15 protein-coding genes are annotated in these 21,106 nt (G+C 52.7%); 7 read left to right on the top strand and 8 right to left on the bottom strand.

Annotated elements, in window-relative coordinates; translation table 11 throughout:
* Window positions 1-391 precede the first annotated feature (391 nt).
* Both AB2B48_RS09360 and AB2B48_RS09355 read left to right on the top strand, forming a co-directional pair.
* Window positions 392-2,368, top strand: a complete 1,977-nt coding sequence (locus AB2B48_RS09360; protein WP_185669487.1) for an alkyl/aryl-sulfatase — start codon at window positions 392-394, stop codon at window positions 2,366-2,368.
* Window positions 2,369-2,512: 144 nt separating this feature from the next.
* On the top strand, window positions 2,513-3,142 hold the full coding sequence (locus AB2B48_RS09355) for a winged helix-turn-helix transcriptional regulator (RefSeq protein ID WP_220439338.1): 630 nt from the start codon (window positions 2,513-2,515) through the stop codon (window positions 3,140-3,142).
* A gap of 44 nt (window positions 3,143-3,186) precedes the next feature.
* On the opposite strand, the gene AB2B48_RS09350 is transcribed toward AB2B48_RS09355, so the two are convergent.
* Window positions 3,187-3,570, bottom strand: a complete 384-nt coding sequence (locus AB2B48_RS09350) for a hypothetical protein (RefSeq protein WP_185669485.1) — start codon at window positions 3,568-3,570, stop codon at window positions 3,187-3,189.
* Window positions 3,571-3,822: 252 nt separating this feature from the next.
* Between AB2B48_RS09350 and AB2B48_RS09345 the strand changes: the two genes are divergently transcribed.
* Entirely contained in the window at window positions 3,823-5,805 is a 1,983-nt protein-coding gene (locus tag AB2B48_RS09345; RefSeq protein WP_185669484.1) for an alkyl/aryl-sulfatase, read from the top strand.
* Window positions 5,806-5,953: 148 nt separating this feature from the next.
* Here the strand turns inward: AB2B48_RS09345 and AB2B48_RS09340 are convergent, their stop codons facing one another.
* The 4 genes from AB2B48_RS09340 to AB2B48_RS09325 form a co-directional block, all read right to left on the bottom strand.
* Window positions 5,954-6,859 carry an ROK family protein gene (locus tag AB2B48_RS09340; RefSeq protein WP_368301592.1) on the bottom strand — a complete coding sequence of 302 codons (906 nt, stop codon included), beginning with the start codon at window positions 6,857-6,859 and terminating at the stop codon, window positions 5,954-5,956.
* A gap of 168 nt (window positions 6,860-7,027) precedes the next feature.
* On the bottom strand, window positions 7,028-7,588 hold the full coding sequence (locus AB2B48_RS09335) for an Ail/Lom family outer membrane beta-barrel protein (protein WP_368301591.1): 561 nt from the start codon (window positions 7,586-7,588) through the stop codon (window positions 7,028-7,030).
* A 221-nt stretch (window positions 7,589-7,809) separates the two neighbouring features.
* The gene (gene fumA / locus AB2B48_RS09330) at window positions 7,810-9,459 is read right to left on the bottom strand and encodes a class I fumarate hydratase FumA (protein WP_368301590.1); all 1,650 of its coding nucleotides are present in this window, start codon (window positions 9,457-9,459) and stop codon (window positions 7,810-7,812) included.
* Window positions 9,460-9,515: 56 nt separating this feature from the next.
* Complete coding sequence (locus tag AB2B48_RS09325) at window positions 9,516-11,030, bottom strand: DASS family sodium-coupled anion symporter (protein ID WP_191092161.1); 1,515 nt, start codon at window positions 11,028-11,030, stop codon at window positions 9,516-9,518.
* Window positions 11,031-11,661: 631 nt separating this feature from the next.
* Between AB2B48_RS09325 and AB2B48_RS09320 the strand changes: the two genes are divergently transcribed.
* Window positions 11,662-14,466, top strand: a complete 2,805-nt coding sequence (locus AB2B48_RS09320) for a flavocytochrome c (protein ID WP_368301589.1) — start codon at window positions 11,662-11,664, stop codon at window positions 14,464-14,466.
* A gap of 76 nt (window positions 14,467-14,542) precedes the next feature.
* Window positions 14,543-15,508, top strand: a complete 966-nt coding sequence (locus AB2B48_RS09315) for an FAD:protein FMN transferase (protein WP_368301588.1) — start codon at window positions 14,543-14,545, stop codon at window positions 15,506-15,508.
* On the opposite strand, the gene dcuR is transcribed toward AB2B48_RS09315, so the two are convergent.
* Entirely contained in the window at window positions 15,489-16,208 is a 720-nt protein-coding gene (dcuR, locus tag AB2B48_RS09310; protein WP_368301587.1) for a two-component system response regulator DcuR, read from the bottom strand. The genes AB2B48_RS09315 and dcuR overlap by 20 nt on opposite strands.
* Complete coding sequence (locus tag AB2B48_RS09305; protein WP_185669476.1) at window positions 16,205-17,824, bottom strand: sensor histidine kinase; 1,620 nt, start codon at window positions 17,822-17,824, stop codon at window positions 16,205-16,207. Before AB2B48_RS09305 ends, dcuR begins: the two co-directional genes overlap by 4 nt.
* A gap of 168 nt (window positions 17,825-17,992) precedes the next feature.
* Here AB2B48_RS09305 and AB2B48_RS09300 point away from each other — a divergent pair, with 168 nt between their 5' ends.
* Entirely contained in the window at window positions 17,993-18,889 is an 897-nt protein-coding gene (locus AB2B48_RS09300; protein ID WP_333009840.1) for an N-acetylmuramic acid 6-phosphate etherase, read from the top strand.
* A gap of 49 nt (window positions 18,890-18,938) precedes the next feature.
* Here the strand turns inward: AB2B48_RS09300 and ompC are convergent, their stop codons facing one another.
* Window positions 18,939-20,102, bottom strand: coding sequence for a porin OmpC (ompC, locus tag AB2B48_RS09295; protein ID WP_368301586.1), 1,164 nt, complete (start codon window positions 20,100-20,102; stop codon window positions 18,939-18,941).
* 707 nt (window positions 20,103-20,809) lie between these two features.
* On the opposite strand from ompC, the gene drpB reads away from it, so the two are divergent.
* A complete protein-coding gene (drpB, locus tag AB2B48_RS09290; protein WP_333009843.1) occupies window positions 20,810-21,091 on the top strand; it encodes a cell division protein DrpB in 282 nt (93 codons plus the stop codon).
* Window positions 21,092-21,106: the final 15 nt, after the last annotated feature.

Raw genomic sequence — 21,106 nt, 5'->3', positions numbered from 1 at the left:
TATGGAGTAAATCCTGTGTCTAACTGTTTCTAAATATTAACATTTTATGGTGATGTTAAATGATAGAACGGCAGGATATTTAAGTCTTAATGTCTAAAAATGGCGGTAAATATGACTGCGATACTTACTTTGCTGAATTATTCGGGAATGACGAATATTAAAATTGTTATTTTTTCTAGTACATGAAATACAATTCGTCAAATTAAAGGAGGTCATTTAACATATTGATTTAAAAGGATTATATCTCAACATAAAAACCCTGTTTTTATCAACTATTCTTCCTTGCGTAATGGCGATTCCTGGTTATGTTTTTATAGGGTGAGGAAAAATAATGTATCTCAACCGATTACCTTCTGGGGTTATATAAAATACTGTAAAATCGAGGGTCATAATGAAAATAAAGCTTATTGTCAGAAGCCTGGCGCTGGCAGGTTTTATGTCGACAATTATCCTCCCGGCCTATGCCGACGTGACGCCGAAAGAGGCGACGGATACCACGCAAAAAGCTAATGACGCACTCTTAACTCAGCTGCCTTTCTCCGACAATACCGATTTCACCAATGCCCACAAAGGCTTTATCGCCGCGCTGCCAACCGATGTGATTAAAGGCGAGCAGGGCAACGTTATCTGGAACCCGCAACAGTACGCCTTTATCAAAGAGGGCGAAAAAGCCCCGGCTACCGTCAACCCTAGCCTGTGGCGTCAGTCGCAGCTGATCAACATCAGCGGGCTGTTTGAAGTGACCGATGGCGTCTACCAGATTCGCAACCTCGATCTTTCCAACATGACCATTATCGAAGGGAAAGAGGGGATCACTGTCGTTGACCCACTGGTCTCGGCGGAAACCGCCAAAGTGGGCATGGATCTGTACTACAAAAACCGCGGCAAAAAGCCGGTGGTGGCGATCATTTACACCCACAGCCACGTTGACCACTACGGTGGCGTGCGTGGGGTAGTGGACGAAGCCGATGTGAAATCCGGCAAAGTTAAAGTGTACGCACCGTCCGGCTTTATGGAAGCGGCGGTGGCGGAAAACATTATGGCCGGTAACGTGATGAGTCGCCGCGCCAGCTACATGTACGGCAACCTGTTAAAACCGGATGCGAAAGGGCAGGTTGGCGCAGGGCTGGGTACCACCACCTCGGCCGGGACTGTCACCTTAATCGCACCGACCAATATTATCGATAAAGATGGGCAGAAAGAGACGATTGATGGGCTGACCTATGACTTTATGCTGGCTCCTGGCTCAGAAGCGCCGTCTGAAATGCTGTGGTTTATCGAAGAGAAAAAGCTTATTGAATCGGCAGAGGACGTGACGCATACGCTGCACAACACCTACTCGCTGCGCGGCGCGAAGATTCGTGAACCGCTGCCGTGGTCGAAATACATCAACGAAGCGATCGTCCGCTGGGGTGATAAAGCGGAAGTGATTATGGCGCAGCACCACTGGCCAACCTGGGGCAATGAAAACGTGGTGAATCTGCTGAAGAGCCAGCGTGACCTCTATCGTTACATTAACGATCAGACGCTGCGCATGGCAAACGAAGGGCTGACCCGCGATGAAATCGCCGCCAACTTCAAGCTGCCGGACAGCCTGGCAAACACCTGGGCTAACCGTGGTTACTATGGCTCGGTGAGCCACGACGTGAAGGCCACCTACGTGCTGTACCTCGGCTGGTTCGACGGCAACCCGGCGACGCTCGACGAGCTGCCGCCTGAAGAAGCGGCGAAGAAATTTGTCGACTATATGGGCGGCGCTGAGGCGATTCTTAAAAAAGCCAAAGAGGATTACGACCAGGGCAACTACCGTTGGGTGGCGCAGGTGGTCAGCAAAGTGGTCTTTGCCGACCCGCAAAACCAGGATGCGCGCAACCTGGAAGCCGATGCGCTGGAGCAGCTGGGTTATCAGGCCGAATCGGGCCCGTGGCGTAACTTCTACCTGACCGGCGCGCAGGAGCTGCGTAACGGCGTGGTAAAAGGGCCAACGCCGAACACCGCCAGCCCGGACACGGTGCGCGCGATGACGCCGGAAATGTTCTTTGACTATCTGGCCGTACATATCAACGGCGAGAAAGCAGGGAAAGCGAAGTCGGTGTTTAACATCGATTTGGGCAATGACGGCGGCAAATATAAGCTGGAGCTGGAAAACGGCGTGCTGAACCATACCGCCAATGCGGAAGCGAAAGATGCCGATGCAACCCTGACCCTGGATAGGGCAACCCTGAATAAAATCATCCTGAAAGAGGAAACGCTTAAACAGGCTGAAGATAAGGGCGAAGTGAAGATCAGCGGCAACGGAGCAAAACTCGACGAGATGCTGGGCTATATGGACAAGTTTGATTTCTGGTTCAATATCGTCACGCCATAACCCTGTAGGCCGGATGGCGCTTAGCTTATCCGGCCTACCGTTAGGACAAGCTTTTATTGGTTTGAATTTAAACAACGTTGCGCTTTATGGCACATCTGCCGATGTGCGTAAATGCAACGTTGTGTCATTTTTACAGGTAGGACTATGCAAAATTTACCGCCGATTCGCCCGGAGCAGAGCATTCAACGATTGACGGCGCTGCTGCAGCCGATAGCCGAAAAAATGAAGGTGGTTCCCCGTAAACGGATGACCTGGACGCACAAAAATCAGCCGCAGCTTTTTCTCTTTCTGGAAGGTGAACTCTCCATCTTACGGGCGTCAGACGGCCTGCTGATTGTCACCGTGTATGACCCCCATCTGTTCGGTATTGCCGAGATGATCCAGCCGGTACGCGGCCATTTGCTGCGGGCAGAGTCGGAATCGACCATTCTACGCGTGGATGCACAAACGGCGATGCAGATGTTCCGTGACGAGGGCGTCTGGGAAGATGTGGCTTCGGTGTTGTCGTATCACACCGCCTATCTTTTTTATCGTGACGCGCTGGTGGTGCAACAGCGCACCTATTCGGTGATTCGTAATCACCTGCAAGAGATGATATTACTGCCTGAAGAGACGCGCATGAAAATATCGATCCTGGATTATATTCAGGAGCGCACGCATCTCTCGCGCAGTAGCGTATTAAATGTATTATCGGCGCTTAAAAACGGTCATTATATCGAGTTTAAGCGCGGGGGTTATTTAATGTCCGTCAGCAGCTTGCCTGAGGGATTTTAGTTCAATGAAAAAAGCTCACTCATCGATGATGAGTGAGCTTTTTTTTATCCTTTTTCCAATGGCTGCAGTGAACTGCCCACGTGGTTAAGGCCGTCGAGATTCTGCGCTTTCAGATAATAGCGGTTGATAAGTTGCAGCTGGTCGAGCTTGGATAGCGCCGCGTAGACCTGGTGCGCCTCGCTATGAACGTCGAAAATGTCACGGCTGCTAACATTCTGTAGATACTGTGTTTTTAGCGCATCGGTGACGTTTTCTATGATGCGCTCATTGTTCTGATATTGTGCAGCGAGCGCGTTGGGCTCCGCAGGGTATGGGCTCTGTGCGACCACCGGAATTTGCAGGGCATCAATTTTGCTCAACGTTTGCGGTTTATCGGCACTGCACGCCGTTAACGTGGCGGCCAGAAGCAAAACAGTCACTTTATACATGGTGTTTCCAGGCTTAACGAATAAGCTGCCTATTATCTTTTTATACCGAGGCCTGACGACCAACGATTTGTTTATTTTTAAATGTATTGTGGGCTTGCAGTATAAATTTAAATTTAAATGGTTATTGTTTTTTTCTCGCTAAATACCGGTGTTACTCTTACCTCATCGTTATTCAATCGAAAACTCTCACGCCGTGGCTTATATCAATAAGCAACCTCCTTTGTGCGGCGCAATGTTATGAATAGAGGCTTTATGAAACTGAAAAAATTAGCGGGCTATATGGCCATCGCTGGCGTGTGCTCGAGCGCCGTCATTTCCCTTCCGGCAATGGCGCAGGAGCCAGGTAAAGCGGCAACGGCACAAACCAAAGAGGCGAATGATGCGTTGTATGCGCAACTGCCTTTCGCGGATAAAACCGATTTCGCTAATGCGCACAAAGGATTTATTGCGCCGCTGCCGCCAGAGTTGATTAAAGGTAAGCAGGGGAACGTGGTCTGGAATCCTCAGCAGTACGCGTTTATTAAAGAGGGCGAGAAAGCGCCGGATACGGTCAACCCAAGTCTGTGGCGTCAGTCGCAGCTCATCAATATCGGCGGCCTGTTTGAAGTGACCGACGGCGTCTACCAGATTCGTAACCTCGACCTTTCCAATATGACCATTATGGAAGGGAAAGAGGGGATCACGGTTATCGACCCGCTGGTCTCGGCGGAAACGGCGAAGGTAGGGATGGATCTCTACTATAAGAATCGCGGTAAAAAGCCGGTCGTCGCGGTGATTTATACCCATAGCCACGTTGACCATTACGGCGGCGTGCGCGGCGTGGTGGACGAAGCCGATGTGAAATCCGGCAAGGTGAAAGTCTATGCGCCTGCAGGCTTTATGCAGGAAGCGGTGTCTGAAAATATCATGGCCGGGAATGCCATGAGCCGTCGTGCCAGCTATATGTACGGTAACCTGCTGAAACCGGACGCGAAAGGTCAGGTTGGCGCGGGGCTGGGTACCACTACATCAGCCGGTACGGTGACGCTGATTGAGCCGACCAACTACATCACCCATACCGGTCAGAAAGAGGTGATCGATGGCCTGACCTACGATTTTATGATGGCACCGGGTTCGGAAGCGCCGTCTGAAATGCTGTGGTATGTCGAAGAGAAGGGAATGATTGAGGCGGCGGAAGATGTGACCCATACGCTGCACAATACCTACTCGCTGCGCGGCGCGAAAATCCGCGATCCGCTGGCCTGGTCGAAGTACGTCAACGATGTTATCGACCGCTGGGGCGGGAAAGCGAAGATCATTATCGCTCAGCACCACTGGCCGACCTGGGGCAACGAGAACGTCGTCAAGCTGATGAAAGGCCAGCGCGATATGTACCGCTATATCAATGACCAGACCCTGCGTATGGCAAACCAGGGGCTGACCCGTGATGAAATCGCCGCTAACTTTAAGCTGCCGGACAGTCTGGCGCAAACCTGGGCCAGCCGCGGCTATTATGGCTCGGTCAGTCACGATGTGAAGGCGACCTATGTCTTCTATCTCGGCTGGTTTAACGGTAACCCGGCAACTCTGGACGAACTGCCGCCGGTAGCGGCTGCGAAGAAATACGTGGAGTATATGGGCGGTGCCGATGCCATTATGCAAAAAGCAGAAGCTGACTTTGTGAAGGGTAACTACCGCTGGGTAGCACAGGTGACCAATCAGGTGGTGTTCGCCGATCCGAACAATAAAGCTGCGCGTAGTCTGGAAGCCGATGCGCTTGAGCAAATGGGCTATCAGGCCGAGTCGGGCCCGTGGCGTAACTTCTACCTGACCGGTGCGCAGGAGTTGCGTAACGGCGTGGTGAAAGGACCAACGCCGAACACAGCCAGCCCGGATACGGTGAAGGCGATGTCGCCGGAGATGTTCTTTGACTATCTGGCGGTTCACATTAATGGTGAAAAGGCGGCGAATGCCAAAGCGGTCTTCAACGTTGATTTAGGCAGCGATGGCGGCAAGTATAAGCTGGAGCTGGAAAACGGCGTGCTGAACCACAGCGCGAACGCGCAGGCCAGCAATGCCGATGCCTCTATTACGCTTAACCGCGCGACTTTGAACAAGATTATCCTTAAGGAAGAGACGCTGAAGCAGGCGGAAAACCAGGGCGATGTGCGCATCTCCGGTAATCATGCCAAAGTGGATGAGCTGTTGAGCTATATGGATAAGTTCGAGTTCTGGTTCAATATCGTGACGCCATAGTCGTCTGTCTTCCCGGCGGCGCTACGCTTGGCCGGGCGACAGGAAAAGTAGCCCGGGCGAGGCGTGTACGCCGACCCCGGGTTCAGGCACCGGAACTACGTCGCATCACTCATTCCACCGGTAGCTTCAGCTGTTCCACATCCTGTCTTTATGCTTTACGTTGGGCGCCGAGCCAGGCCGCGCCGCGAACGCCGCTGCTGTCGCCGTGGCGCGCCGGTAGAATTGGGGTGCAGCACTGTTTGCCGAAGACATACTGCGCAATGCGCGCCTGCAGCCCGTCATAGAGTTGCGGGATATTCGATACGCCGCCGCCGATGACAATCGCATCCGGGTCGAGGGTGTTGACAACGCCGGCCAGCGCCCGCGCGACCTGATCCTGATAGCGTTCCCATAGTGCAGCAACCGGTTCTTCACCTGCGTTCAGTCGGGCAACGATCTGCGGGACTTTATCATGTTTACTAAACGATTGGGCATGTTGACGTTCAAGGCCGCTGCCGGAGATAAAGCTCTCGATGCAGTTGGTTTGGCCGCAGTAGCACTGCGCCGACTCGCCGTCTTTCGTAGGATGATAGTGTGGCAGTACGTTGTGACCCCACTCACCGGCGCAGGCGTTCGGCCCCGTGATCAGACGATTATCTACGCACAACCCGCCGCCGCAACCGGTGCCGAGGATCACGCCAAACACCACGCCATAGCCTTTCCCCGCACCGTCGATGGCTTCTGACAAGGTGAAACAATTGGCGTCGTTGGTCACCGCAACGGGCATATTGAAATGCTGTTCAAGCTGTTGCACAAAGGGTTGCTGGTTCAATACCAGAATGTTGGAGTTCTTGATGAGTCCGTCAGTCGCAGAGGCGCCAGGGATGCCAAGCCCGATGGAAAGTGAGTGCGTGGTTGCCGCCCTGGCGGCGTCAATTGCCGTGATAACCGAATGGAAAAAAGCCTCGTAGCTCTGCTTTTGTGTACTGTAGCGCTGGCGGTAAAGCGTTTCGCCCTGGTCATCCAGCACCACGGCTTCAATTTTGGTTCCGCCAATATCCAGTCCTAATCTCATTGCCGCCTTCCCGATAGTCAGTAGGTTAATGGCAATGCAGTGTAGGTATTTTGTTTACTATACAAAAGGGGCGAACGGTAATTTTGTGATGGCGTCAGGCAAAATTCGCCGTGAAGGAGGCAGGCGGCTTCTCACCCGCAATAGCAAGAAGCCGCACGGCACAGTGGCTTAGAAACGATAGCCGACGCCGATGTTGAAACCGTTGATCTGGTATTTGTCTTCGATATCGGCGGTGGTGCCTTCGTAGCCAACGTTTACCGTCAGGTTTTCGATTGGGTTGATGATGACCCCTGCGCCGTAGGCGAAGGAGGTGGAATGGCGAGACTCGCTCTCACGATAAATATCGTTATTGCTCGACTCCAGCCATTTCACATCGATATCGGCTTTGGTTCGCGCCGCACCGCCCAACGCATAAAGGGAGACGTACTCGTTGATGCGGTAGGCCGGGCCGACCATCAGTGAATAATATTTAACGTCAATATTGGTATTAACCGAATCAGAATCAACATAATAATTACGGTCTTCGCTGCCGCTCATATAGGTAAATGAACCCACTACGCTGAACGGGGAATCAAATTCGTAGCGATATTGCAGGTTAACGCCGCGGATATTTTTGAAGTCTTTAACGTCGGCCTGGGCATAACCAATCGAAACGCTTTGACTATCCGCAATAGCCATTCCACTTGCCAGGCTTCCCATGACCAAAACTGCCAGAGATAGTTTCTTCACTTTTAAAAATCCTATAAAAATTATGGTGTTGTGTTTATCAATGAGTTTAAAAATCGAGGGGAGTATATCGGCAATGATATTTCTGATGAACTACCTGAATTTATGGGAGCAAGAGTGGAATATTGTTTCGGAGACGGTGTTGTGCAGGGATTAGCTAATTTATTTCTGTATTAAGAAAAGTCCTAAAATAAATCCCCCCGCCATTGCGGGGGGAGGTGAATTTAACGCTGAGGACACCCTGCGCACTGCTTGTTCTGGATCTGCTGGAAGAAGTCATTCCCTTTATCGTCCACCAGAATAAAGGCCGGGAAGTTTTCCACTTCGATTTTCCAGATAGCCTCCATCCCCAGTTCAGGGTAGGCCACGCATTCCAGGCTCTTGATGCTGCTCTGTGCCAGAACGGCCGCCGGGCCGCCAATGCTGCCAAGATAGAAACCGCCATGTTGATGGCAGGCATCGGTCACCTGCTGGCTGCGGTTGCCTTTCGCCAGCATCACCATACTTGCGCCGTGGGACTGCAGCAGGTCAACGTAGGAGTCCATACGTCCAGCGGTAGTTGGGCCTAAAGAACCTGAGGCATAACCTTCCGGCGTTTTGGCTGGGCCTGCGTAGTAGATCGGGTGATCTTTTACGTACTGCGGCAACTCTTCGCCGTTATCCAGCAGCTCTTTCAGTTTGGCGTGGGCGATGTCGCGGGCAACGATAATGGTACCGTTCAGCGACAGGCGGGTGGACACCGGGTGAGCGGAAAGCTGGGCCAGGATGTCACTCATCGGTTGATTGAGGTTGATGCTGACCGCCGCGCCTTCACCCTGCTCACGCAGCGCTTCCGGAATGTACTGCGCCGGGTTATGTTCCAGCTTCTCAATCCAGATACCGTCACGGTTGATTTTGGCTTTAATGTTACGGTCGGCGGAGCAGGAGACGCCCATGCCGATCGGGCAGGAAGCGCCGTGGCGCGGCAGACGGACAACGCGGATATCGTGGGCGAAGTATTTGCCACCGAACTGCGCACCGAGGCCCAGATTCTGCGCCTCGATCATCAGCTCTTTTTCCAGATTCACGTCGCGGAACGCCTGGCCATGCTCGTTACCTTCGGTTGGCAGGCCGTCGTAATAATGGGTAGAGGCCAGTTTCACCGTTTTCAGCGTCACTTCCGCTGAGGTACCACCAATCACGAAAGCGATGTGGTACGGCGGGCAGGCTGCGGTACCAAGGGTGCGCATTTTTTCCACCAGATAGTTTTTCAACTTCGCTGGGGTGATCAGCGCTTTGGTTTCCTGGTAGAGATAGGTTTTGTTGGCTGAACCGCCGCCTTTGGCGATGCACAGGAACTTGTATTCGTCACCGTCGACGCTGTAGAGGTCAATCTGCGCCGGCAGGTTAGTACCGGTGTTCACCTCTTTATACATATCCAGCGCCGCGTTCTGCGAGTAGCGCAGGTTGTCGGAGATATAGGTGTTGTATACGCCCTGAGACAGCGCCGCTTCATCGCCGCCGCCGGTCCAGACGCGCTGACCTTTTTTCCCCATGATGATCGCCGTGCCGGTATCCTGACAGGTTGGCAGCACGCCTTTGGCGGCAATGTCGGAGTTACGCAGGAACTGCAGGGCAACGTATTTATCGTTTTCGCTGGCTTGTGGGTCACTCAGAATGGCAGCAACCTGCTTCTGGTGGGAAGGGCGCAACATAAAGGCGGCGTCGTGGAAAGCCTGCTGGGCAAGCAACGTCAGGGCTTCAGGCTCCACTTTTAACACGTCCTGGCCGTCAAACTGAGCTACAGAGACGTGCTCACGGCTGAGCAGGTAGTATTCGGTATCGTCGTGAGACAGCGGGAAGGGATTCTGATAGTAAAATGATTTGTTCGACATAGCGCTTCACTCCATAAAAATAAAACCGCCGGAGGTTGCCCCCCGACGGTTATGAATCAGAACATCATAGACATCCATGGGTAGCCGATGACCAGCAGCGCTACCAGGAAGATGCCCCCAAAGATGGTGCCAAGGCGCCAGTAGTCTTTGGTCGGCAGATATCCGCTGCCGTAGTAGATAGGGCTTGGGCCGGTGCCGTACGGGGTGATGATCCCCATGATACCCAGCGAGGTCACCATCAGCAGCACGAAGACGTTCATGTTCATACCTGGGATGGTTGAGGCGATGGTCAGCATCGCTGGCAGCAGCGCGGTGGTGTGCGCGGTGGTGCTGGCAAACAGGTAGTGCAGCAGGTAGAACGCCAGCAGCAGCACGATGGTCGCCACGCCTGGAGAGATACCGCTCATCAGCATGCCGCCTTCTTTGCCCAACCAGCCGATAAAGCCGGTAGAGGAGAGGCCGTCGGCGAGAGCGACCAGGGTGGCGAACCACACGAAGGTGTTCCACGCGGCCTTGTTACCGGTGATGTCGCTCCACTCCAGCACGCCGGTCCACAGCATCAGGCCGATAATCAGCAGCGCAGCCATTGCCGGTTCAATCCACTGAGCGGCGAAGATCCACATCATCAATGCACAGCACACGAAGACCAGCAGCAGGATTTCGTTACGGGACAGCTTGCCCAGTTTTTCCAGCTCACGGGCAGCCCACAGCGGCACTTCATCGTTCACCTTCACTTCTGGTGGATAGAACCAGTAGGCCAGCAGCGGCATGGTCAGAATTAACAGCAGGCCCAGCGGCAGGAAGGCGATAAACCAGGTGCCCCAGGAGATGTTGATACCGACGATGCTTTTCACCAATGCCAGCGCCAGCAGGTTAGGGGCTAGGGCGGAAAGGAACATAGAACTGGTGATACAGGCGGCGGTAATCGCCACCCACATCAGATAAGAGCCAATTTTACGCGCGCTTGGGTCGTTTGGTTTTGAGCCGTACAGCGGCGGCAGGTTGGCGATAATCGGGTAGATAGTCCCGCCGCTACGCGCGGTGTTGGACGGGGTAAACGGTGCCAGCAGCAGGTCGGCCAGCGTGATAGCGTAGCCGAGCGTCAGGCTGCGACGGCCCAGATATTTCACCAGAATCAGCGCCAGACGGCGGCCGAAGCGGGTTTTATCGTAACCGGCGGCGAACATAAACGCACCGAAGATAAGCCAGACGGTAGAGTTGCCGAAGCCGCTGACCGCCCATTTAAAGGAGGCACCCGCCAGCTGGAACTTTGGTGCTGCCATCTGTTCAGGGCTGAACAGCACCCACTGGCTGCACAGGGCAATGGCAACCACCCCGGTCAGGCCAATAACGGCGCCCGGCAGCGGTTCAAAGATAAGGCCGACAATCACGCCGACGAAGATAGCGAAATAGTGCCATGCATACGGTGGAAGCCCGTCAGGAACCGGGACAAAGAGGAGCAGCACGGCCACGATAATAGGCAGTGCCATCATCAGAAGACGGTTTTTCTTACCGTCCTTTGGTTTACTCACCGGAGTCGGCGAGTGCGATGTCGCAGATTTCTCGTTCATATTACGCTTCTATAAGTAGTTAATAATTCGGTTCGCTAAAACTGCCGCTTTGCTTTTTTTAGTTTTTTTACTTTATTTAGATTTCAAAAGTACGGCTGGCAATTTCGTATATAAGGTCGATGTCGCTATATTATTTAGCGCCAGGTTTAAAAAATCTTATATTCATATAATGCGCTTTTGGATGCTATTACAATTGATCGCGATCAAAAAAGCACAACCACAACATTATTTTTATACTTTAAGTAATAACCCTATTAGGTTATGGGGTATTAATGGTGTTAGGTTAAATTAATTTCTAAATAAAATGTTATTAATCGTACGAGATGTTTTGATAATGCGTTGATTTTGTTGTTGTTTTAAATAATGAAACACTGGTTCGACCACTGTTAAGAAAGTTATAATTGTACTCATATATATTAAATAATTGTGAATGAAACGGAATTAAATTAGTAACACCATAGGAGTATGTGTGTTATTTAAGGGATTAAATAGTTTTATAACTAACGTAATAACTTTAGTAACTAAAATTATCGCTATATTAATATCATGATATCGGCATAACAAATAACTCAAATGCAGCCCGATCCCGAATTCTTAAATTTTAATTTTTAAAAGTTTGGAGTTAACCCTTATGAACAATCATCATCGCGTACTGAGCTCTTGTACCTTACCAAATGGTACCGAGCTTAAAAACCGTCTGTTTATGGCGCCAATGACAACCTGCTCTGGCTATTATGATGGCTCGGTCAGTAGCGAGCTGGTGGAATACTACCGTGCGCGTGCCGGTCTGATTGGCACCATCATCGTCGAATGTTGTTTTGTTGATGATTTAGGCCTGGCGTTCCCCGGCGCACTCGGCATCGACAGTGATGACAAAATCGCCGGGCTGGCGAAAATCGCTGAGGCAATTAAATCAAAAGGCTCCAAAGCGCTGCTGCAGATTTACCACGGTGGCCGTATGGTCGACCCGAAACTGATCGGTGGCCGGACGCCGGTTGGCCCAAGCGCCGTCGCGGCACCGCGTGATGGCGCGGCAACGCCGGTGGCCCTGACCGCTGAAGAAGTAGAAGGGATGGTCGGTAAATTCGGCGATGCCGTACGCCGCGCGATTCAGGCAGGTTTTGATGGCGTCGAGATTCACGGCGCAAATACTTATCTTATCCAACAGTTCTACTCACCAAACTCCAACCAGCGTGATGACGAGTGGGGCGGCAGCCGCGATAACCGCGCGAAATTCCCGCTGGCGGTGCTGGATATCACCCACAAAATGGTTCGCCAGTATGCGGACGACGCCTTCATCATCGGCTATCGCTTCTCGCCGGAAGAGATGGAAGTGCCGGGGATCCGCTTTGACGACACCCTGTATCTGCTGGAAAAACTGGCCGCGCGCGGGCTGGACTATCTGCACTTCTCCGTAGGCGCTTCGCTGCGTTCGTCTATCGTGGACACCACCGACCCAACGCCGCTGATTGAAAAATACGTTGCCCAGCGTTCCGAAACGCTGGCGCAGGTGCCGGTGATGGGTGTGGGCGGCGTGGTAAACGATAGCGATATTGATAGCGCAATGGCACACGGCTACGACCTGATTGCAGTTGGTCGCGCTTGCATCGCGTATCCGGACTGGGCCGAACGTATTGCTGACGGCCAGACGCTGGATCTGTTTATCGACAGCACCCAGCGTGAAGCGCTGAACATCCCTGAGCCGCTGTGGCGTTTCTCGCTGGTGGAAGCGATGATTCGCGATATGAGCATGTCAGTGTCTAAATTCAAACCGGGCGTGTTCGTTGAAACCGTACAGGATGAAGCCGGTGAACTGGTTATTAACGTCAGCCTTGAAACCGACCGCATCGCTGACATTGAACTGACCGGCGGCGTGGATCAGGACGTAGAGTTCGTCACCAGCTTTGAAGAGATTCGTTCACGCATCCTGGATGCTAATACTCCACACGTTGATGCCATTTCCGGGGCAACCAGCCAGAGCGAAGCGGTGAAAAAAGCGGTCTCCAAAGCGATGGTGAAATCCAGCAAAGCGTTGGTGGCAGAAGAGGGTGGTGATACCGCTGCACCGAAATCTTATGATGTAGTGGTGGTCGGGAGCGGCGGTGCCGGTCTGGCTGCGGCTATCCAGGCGCACGATGACGGTGCTCGCGTGCTGATCGTCGAAAAAATGCCGACCATTGGCGGGAACACCATTAAAGCGTCCGCTGGGATGAACGCGGCGGAAACGCGCTTCCAGCGGGTGAAAGGGATTCAGGACAGCAAAGAGCTGTTCTATGAAGAGACCCTGAAAGGCGGCAAAAACAAGAATAACCCAGCGCTGCTGCGCCGCTTCGTGGAAACGGCCCCGCAGGCGATCGAATGGCTGGCGGATCGCGGCATCATGCTGAACGATATCACTACCACCGGCGGCATGAGCATTGACCGTACGCACCGTCCGAAAGATGGCTCTGCGGTAGGCGGCTATCTGATCAGCGGCCTTGTGCGTAACGTCACAAAACGTCAGATTGATGTCATGCTCGATACCTCCGTGGTCGATATTGTCATGGATGGGGGCGAAGTTTCTGCCGTACGCCTGCTAACCGACGAGCAGGAAACGATCACCATTCAGACTCGCAGTATCATCATGGCCACCGGCGGTTTTAGCGCCAACAGCGAAATGGTGGTGAAATATCGTCCGGACCTGGCGGGCTTCGTCACCACCAACCATAAAGGGGCGACCGGCGGCGGTATCGCACTGCTGGAACGCATTGGTGCCGGTACGGTAGATATGGGCGAGATCCAGATTCACCCAACCGTTGAGCAGAAAACTTCTTATCTGGTTTCTGAGTCGATTCGTGGCGGCGGGGCAATTCTGGTTAACCAGCAGGGTAACCGCTTCTTCAATGAGATGGAGACCCGTGACAAAGTGTCTGCGGCGATTATTGCGCTGCCGGAGCACTATGCTTACATCGTGTTTGACGAACATGTTCGTACGAAAAACAAAGCGGCGGATGAGTACATCGCCAAAGGGTTGGTGACCAGCGCCAGCACGCCGGCTGAGCTGGCGGCTAAACTGGGTCTGGATGAGCAGGCCTTCCAGGCAACGCTTACCCGCTACAACGGCTTTGTCGAAAAACAGGATGATGAAGAGTTTGGCCGCAAAACCGCGCTGCGTGCGCCGCTGAACGAAGGGCCGTATCACGCCATCCAGATTGCGCCGGGCGTTCACCACACCATGGGCGGGGTAACTATCAATACCGATACCTGCGTGCTGAACGTCAACAAACAGGTGATCCCTGGTGCGTATGCCGCCGGTGAAGTGGTTGGCGGTATCCACGGCGGTAACCGTATTGGCGGGAACGCGGTGGCTGATATTATTATTTTTGGTACGCTTGCCGGTCGTCAGGCCGCACAGCGTGCGCAGCAGGTACCCTGGGCGATGCTTGAGTCCGCGTAATTAACCCATGGCACCATCCCGTAGCCCGGCCGAGCGTAGCGACGCCGGGTTGTCATCATCAGCAGAGGGGATATCGATGTCAGACAGTACAAGGGTATACAGCTATTCTGCCGTACTGATGGGGTCACCCATCCTGCTCAAGCTTTTCGCGCATAACGAGGCGCTCGCCTCACGCGTTTTCCGCCTTATCAAACAGTATGAAGACCTGCTTACCGTCAACCGCGCCCAGTCGCAGGTGATGGATATCAACCACGCTGCGGGCCAGCATCCGGTCGTCGTGAGCGCCCCCGTTTATGCCCTAATCAAATGTGCCAAATCGGCGAGCCTGCTACCGCAAAGCGCCTTTAACCTCGCCATTGGCCCGTTGGTGAAGCGCTGGCGTATTGGCTTTAAAGGCGACAGCGTCCCGCCGGCGGCCGAAATTTCACACCTGCTGACGCTCACCAATCCTGAGCAGGTGGTGCTGAACGACGACGATAACAGCGTGTACCTGGCGCAAATGGGCATGGAAATTGATCTTGGCGCGATTGCCAAGGGCTATATTGCTGACCGCGTGCGCGACTATCTGCGCCAGGAAGGGGTGGAGCAGGGGCTGATTAATCTTGGCGGTAACGTGCAGACGCTGGGCACGCCGGAAGGCGGTTGGTCAATTGGCCTGAAAAAACCGTTCTCCACCTCAGGGGCGATGATTGGCACGCTGGAAATTGAGAATAAATCGGTGGTGACCTCCGGCGTGTACGAGCGCTTCTTTGAGCAAAATGGTCAGCTATATCACCATATTCTCGACCCGCGTACCGGCTATCCGCTGGATAATGAACTGGACAGCGTGACGATTATCAGCGCCGACTCGATTGACGGCGATATCTGGACCACGCTGATGTACGGCATGGGCGTGGAGAAAGGGTGCGCGGCGCTGCGTTCACGCCCGGATATTGAAGCTATTTTTGTGACTAAAAACAAAGAGGTGGTGCTCTCTTCATCCCACCTCTATCGTTTTACGCTGCTGGACCGCGAATACCGTCTTACTGGCAGTACTGCTTAAGCAGACCATACTGCTCCTGCAGCAAGCGGTAGCGATAAACCGGGCGGCCGGTCGCACCGTAGTGAATGCTGGTGAACAGAATATTAATCTGCGCCAGCCAGATAAGATATTTACGGCAGGATACGCGAGAGATATTGACCGCCTGCGCCAGATCGTCGGTGGAGAATTCGGTCTCAGGATGCGCATCTATCCACTGACACAGCGTGCGCAGCGTCTGCGGCGTGAGCCCCTTTGGCAGTCGCTTCGTGTCCGCTAATTCTGGCGAACCGCCATGCAGCAGGCGATCGACGTCAGCCTGCTCGTAGTAGGCGTGGCTGCCCATCAACTGCTTTTTCTCACGCCAGCTCAGCAGCGCCTCTTCAAAGCGCGGAAACTGGAACGGCTTGATGAGATAGTCCACCACGCCATAGCGCAGCGACGTCTGCACGGTGGCGGCGTCCGAGGCGGATGAAATCATAATCACGTCGATGGCGCGGCCCGAGTCGCGCACGATAGGCAGCAGATCCAGACCGTTGTCCTGCTGCATGTAGACATCCAGTAAAATCAGGTCGATGGCCTGGGAAGCATCCTGCACTTTATCTGTCGCCTGCTGGAGCGTGGAGGCGATACCACAGCAGACAAACCCATCAACGCGCTCAATGTAGCAGCGGTTCAGGTCGGCCACCATGGCATCATCATCGACAATTAAAACATTTATCACGCGCTTGTCCTCTCGCTATCCCAGGGAATTTGAACAAAAAATTGGGTGAACACGCCCGGCTCGGACTCGACGGAAAGTGTCCCGCCGAGATTCTCCGTCTGCTGACGGGCTAAAAATAGCCCGACACCGCGGTTTTCGCCTTTGGTGGAAAATCCTTTATTAAAGATGGCATCGATGCGGTTTGCCGCAATACCCGGGCCATCGTCGCTAACCTCACCGCTGAGCCAGCCGTTCTGGTAGTGCAGCAACAGGCCAATTTCGCCTTCACCCTGATCTGCCATTGCATCCAGCGCGTTCTCAATCAGGTTACCTAGCACCGTGACCAGCACCGCAACCTGCTCTTCATTTGGGTTGTCCGGGATCAGGCTCTCATCGGCCAGGGTTAGCGCGATCCCGGCATCGCTGGCCCGGTTGATTTTACCGAGCAGGAAGCCGGCAATGATCGGTGATTTGATCTTATGCTGCAAGGTGCCAATGTCGGTCTGGTAGTTTTGCGCGGTCTGCAGGATGTAACCTTCCAGCTTATCGTAGCGCTTCATGTGCAGCAGTCCCAGAATCACATGCAGCTTGTTCATAAACTCATGGGAGTGGCTGCGCAGGGCATCGACGTAGTTGACCAGCCCGTCCATTCGCTGCATCAACTGGCTGATTTCAGTTTTATCGCGGAAGGTGGTGATCGCGCCAATAACGCGACGGTTGTTGAGCACCGGTACGGTGTTGCACAGCAGCAGACGACCGTTACAGCCGATTTCGCGGTTTTCGACGGGCGTACCACTGTCCAGCACCTCTTTCAGACTCGACAGCAGCGGCGCATGCTGGACTGCGCCCAAAGCCGGTGCCTGAGGTGAAAACAGGATCTGCCGTGCGGCCTGGTTAATCAACGTGACCCGGCCTTTGGCATCGACGGCAATGACCCCTTCGCGAATCGATTGCAGCATTGCCTGGCGTTGCTCGAACAGGCTGGAGATTTCGTGGGGTTCGAGACCAAACAGGATGTTTTTAAGCACCCGCACCAGCCCCCAGATGCCCAGAACGCCGACGATGGCGCTAAACAGCACGAATCCAATCGCATTCCAGCGGGCGGCGTTAATCTGCTCATCCACTTTTTGCAACGAAATGCCGACAATCACCACGCCAATCTGCTGCTGGCGGTCGTTATAAATAGGCGTGAACACGCGTACGGCTTCGGCCAATACACCGTGGTTAATCGAGAGGTTCTCTTTGCCTTTCAGCGCAGGCTGGAGATCGGTACCGATAAAATGCTGGCCTATCAGATGCGCGTTCGGGTGCGAATAGCGAACGCCGTCCATATTGGTGACTACGGCGTAAAGTAGGCCGTTGTGCTGCTGCACGGCGCTGGCGATAGGCTGAATGCTATTGTGGTCCGGCGGTTCGCTAAGACCGCGTTTGATATCCGGGGAGTTGGCCAGCGTACGAGCAATAGCAAAGGCGGTATCTTCCACACCGGAGCGGGTGGCTTTGGTTATCTGCACAAAATAGAAGGCGTAAACCACCAGTAATACGGAAATGATGACGCTGCAGACCATCAGCGTCACCAGCGTACTGAGCTTCATCGGGCGCTTCGGTTGGGGCTGAGTTTGCTGCATACCGCGCATTAACACCTTTTATTATCGGAGGTCAAAAACTCATTATCGCCGATGTGCCTGATTTCATAAAGCTATCCTCCCTTACAAAACCAAACCTCTCTTTGTGACCGTTCTCGCAGAGCAATCCATACAAAACACTTTAGTATTGCTTCAGAACCCATAATAAGGAGTCCGTTTATGAGCATTAAGCTTGCCGGTTCAGTCATGGAACGACGCAATTCAACGACGGCTGAGATTGATAGACTGTCCACCCGCGATATGTTGAACGTGATTAATCAAGAAGATAAACGCATTGCTGATGCGATAACTCCTTGTCTCGACGACATTACCCTGCTGATTGATAATGCGGTGGCCACCCTTAGCCACGGCGGGCGCGTGGTGATGGTTGGTGCCGGTGCTTCCGGGCGTAATGCGGTGATGACCGCCAACGAATTCTCCCCGGATGAAAAACACCCGGTCATGGGATTGATTGCCGGTGGGGCGTTGGCGATGCTGCACGATATGACGGGGGCTGCACAGGACTACGATCGTGGGGTGCTGGATCTTCAGGCTATTGGGTTCACGCAAAAAGATATGCTGGTGGCATTAAGCGTCAGCGGCAAAACGCCGTGGCTGTGGGGCGCGCTGCGCCATGCGTGGTCTCTGGGGGCAACACGCGCGCTGATAACCCGTAATCCACAAAGCGAAGCAACCGATCTTGCCAGTATCGTTATTGCGCCGCAAACCGGCGCTGAAGCGGTGGCAGGTTACGGCAATCCAAAGGCGATTGCCGCGCAAAAAATGGTGCTCTCCATGTTAACGACCGGGCTCGCCATTCGCACCGGGCGAGTCTATAGCAATATGCGTGTAGATATCCGCGATACCGGTACGCATATGGTTGAGCGACAAATTGCGATAGTGATGGAAGCGGGCGGGTGCAGCCGGGCGGTAGCAAAAGCAGCGCTAGAAAGCTGCGATCACCAATGTAAGACGGCGGTGTTGATGGTGCTCACCGGGTTGGATGCCTGGAAAGCGCACGACCTTCTGGCGCAGAACAATGGTTTTGTGCGGATGGCGCTACAAGAGGCGCCGTAGTTGGCAGCATAAAAAAAGCCCGCTACGCGGGCTTTTTTACACCGGTCGATTAGAACTGATAAACCAGGCCGATAGCCAGGATATCGTCAGTGGCGATACCGTTATCTTTGTAGAACTGTACGTCATCGTCCAGCATGTTGATTTTGTAATCAATGTAGGTGGACATGTTTTTGTTGAAGTAGTAGGTGGCACCGACATCAATATAGTTCACCAGCGCTTTGTCGGTGTACTCAATGCCGTGACGGCCATCGTAACCGCCCATATCTTTGCCCTTGGAATAAACCCAGGCCAGGGATGGACGCAGGCCGAATTCAAACTGATATTGTGCTACAGCTTCGAAGTTCTGCGTTTTGTTGGCAATGTCGCCGTTGCCATAGCGGGTCATGTTGTTGGTTTCGGCATACATCATCGCCAGATAGACGTCATTAGCGTCGTATTTGGTACCAATGGTCCAGGCTTCAGCGGTATCACCACCGGCAGATTTGCTGTAGCGGTTATGGATGCCGCCAGCAACCACCTGATCGTTGGTACGATCAGAGCTGGAATAGGCTGCACCTACGCTTAAGCCTGGCAGGAAATCGGTAAAGTTGTAGGTGGTGGACATCGCGAAGCCGTCACCGTTGCCTTTCGATAAATTGCCGCCCGCGCCATTTGAGGTGCCTTCGCCGGAACCACCGTCTTCATTTTTGCCCTGATACTGCAGCGCAAAGTTCAGGCCATCCACAAGGCCGAAGAAATCGTTGTTACGATAGCTGGCAATACCGTTTGCACGGCCGGTGAAATAGACGTCGGTCTGGGTGTAGCTGTCACCGCCGAACTCCGGCAGCATATCGGTCCAGGCTTCGATGTCGTAGATGGCGCCGTAGTTACGGCCGTAATCGAATGAACCGAAGTCGCCAAATTTCAGACCGGCGAAGCCAAGACGGGTCCAGGAGTTGTTACCGCTATCGCTTTCCGGGGTGTCGGCCTGAATGTTGTATTCCCACTGACCGTAACCGATCAGCTGATCGTTGATTTGGGTTTCGCCCTTGAAGCCCAGACGTGCGTAAGACTGATCGCCGTTGTCACCGCTATGGTCTGAGAAATAGTGCAGGCCAACCACTTTGCCGTACAGATCCAGCTTATTGCCGTCTTTGTTATAAACTTCAGCTGCATTCGCTGCACCAGCCATCAGTAAAGCTGGAACTAACAGTGCCAGAGCTTTTATTTTCATTATATTTTCCTTTGCATTATTGCGCATATGAATATAAGTAATGCCATCCGGTGTTACTATGTTGGATGGTATAGGTAGAGTTCATTTTTTTTAAAAATATAAATGTAATAAAATTATATAAAATATTTCAAAGTATTTCTTTTATATTTAATTTGATATGTATTTCATCGATTTATTTTGTTTTGTCATTGTTTTTTAATGTAATTATTATGTTTTGTTATTTTTCCCTTCCTGTTATTGATAAAGCGAATGCATCTGATAAAGGCAAAAAAAATCCCGACCGTACTGGCATACGATCGGGAAGGTCAAAAACATAAATATATTGATGCATAACAAAAGGCTAATAACGGAACAGATAATGGCATGGTTGTCATGAAAAATAAAGATACAGAAAAAGACTTTGTTATTATTTATTATATGAATTTAAATTGGTAATTATTATAATATTTTTATTATTAAAATCGCATGGTTGCGGCGATTGCACAGGGAAGGGGCGAAAGATCGCTACCACGAATCATGAGTACCTCCGTTGGCGTAGATGTCATCTGACAAAATTGCTGGAGATCAAGCTAACGGCAAATTGTTACCGGTAACGTAGCGGTGGACTACCTTGCACCATTTTAATCGTTATAATGTGAGCGATATCACATCAATTGCCAGCGTGATGTCGTGGCAGTGAACATGAATAGCGTAATGAGAGTGTTTTTATGCAAGAGCAAATGGAGCGTGGCCCAGGCGGCAAACTGGCGCTGTGGGTGTTTTACGCGTTTTGCGGTTACTTTGTCTGGGCGATGGCGCGCTACCTGTGGGTCATCAGCGATGTACAGAGTATTCCCGGCGCGACGATCGATGGTGAAATCGGTTCGTCCATGGGGAAATGGATTGGCGCTCTGCTGGGCTTTCTGGTGCTGAGTATCGTCGGCGCGCTGCTTGGCGGGATAGCCTGGTATACTCGTCCTCGCCGTCTGGAACAGGAAGAACAGCGCTAAAATTGCTATGCTGGG

It is taken from the genome of Kluyvera sichuanensis (genome assembly GCF_040930405.1).
In the GTDB taxonomy this organism is placed as follows: Bacteria; Pseudomonadota; Gammaproteobacteria; order Enterobacterales; family Enterobacteriaceae; genus Kluyvera; species Kluyvera sichuanensis.
The sequence above is the reverse complement of the archived record's forward strand: the minus strand, read 5'-3'. Positions and strand labels throughout refer to the sequence as shown.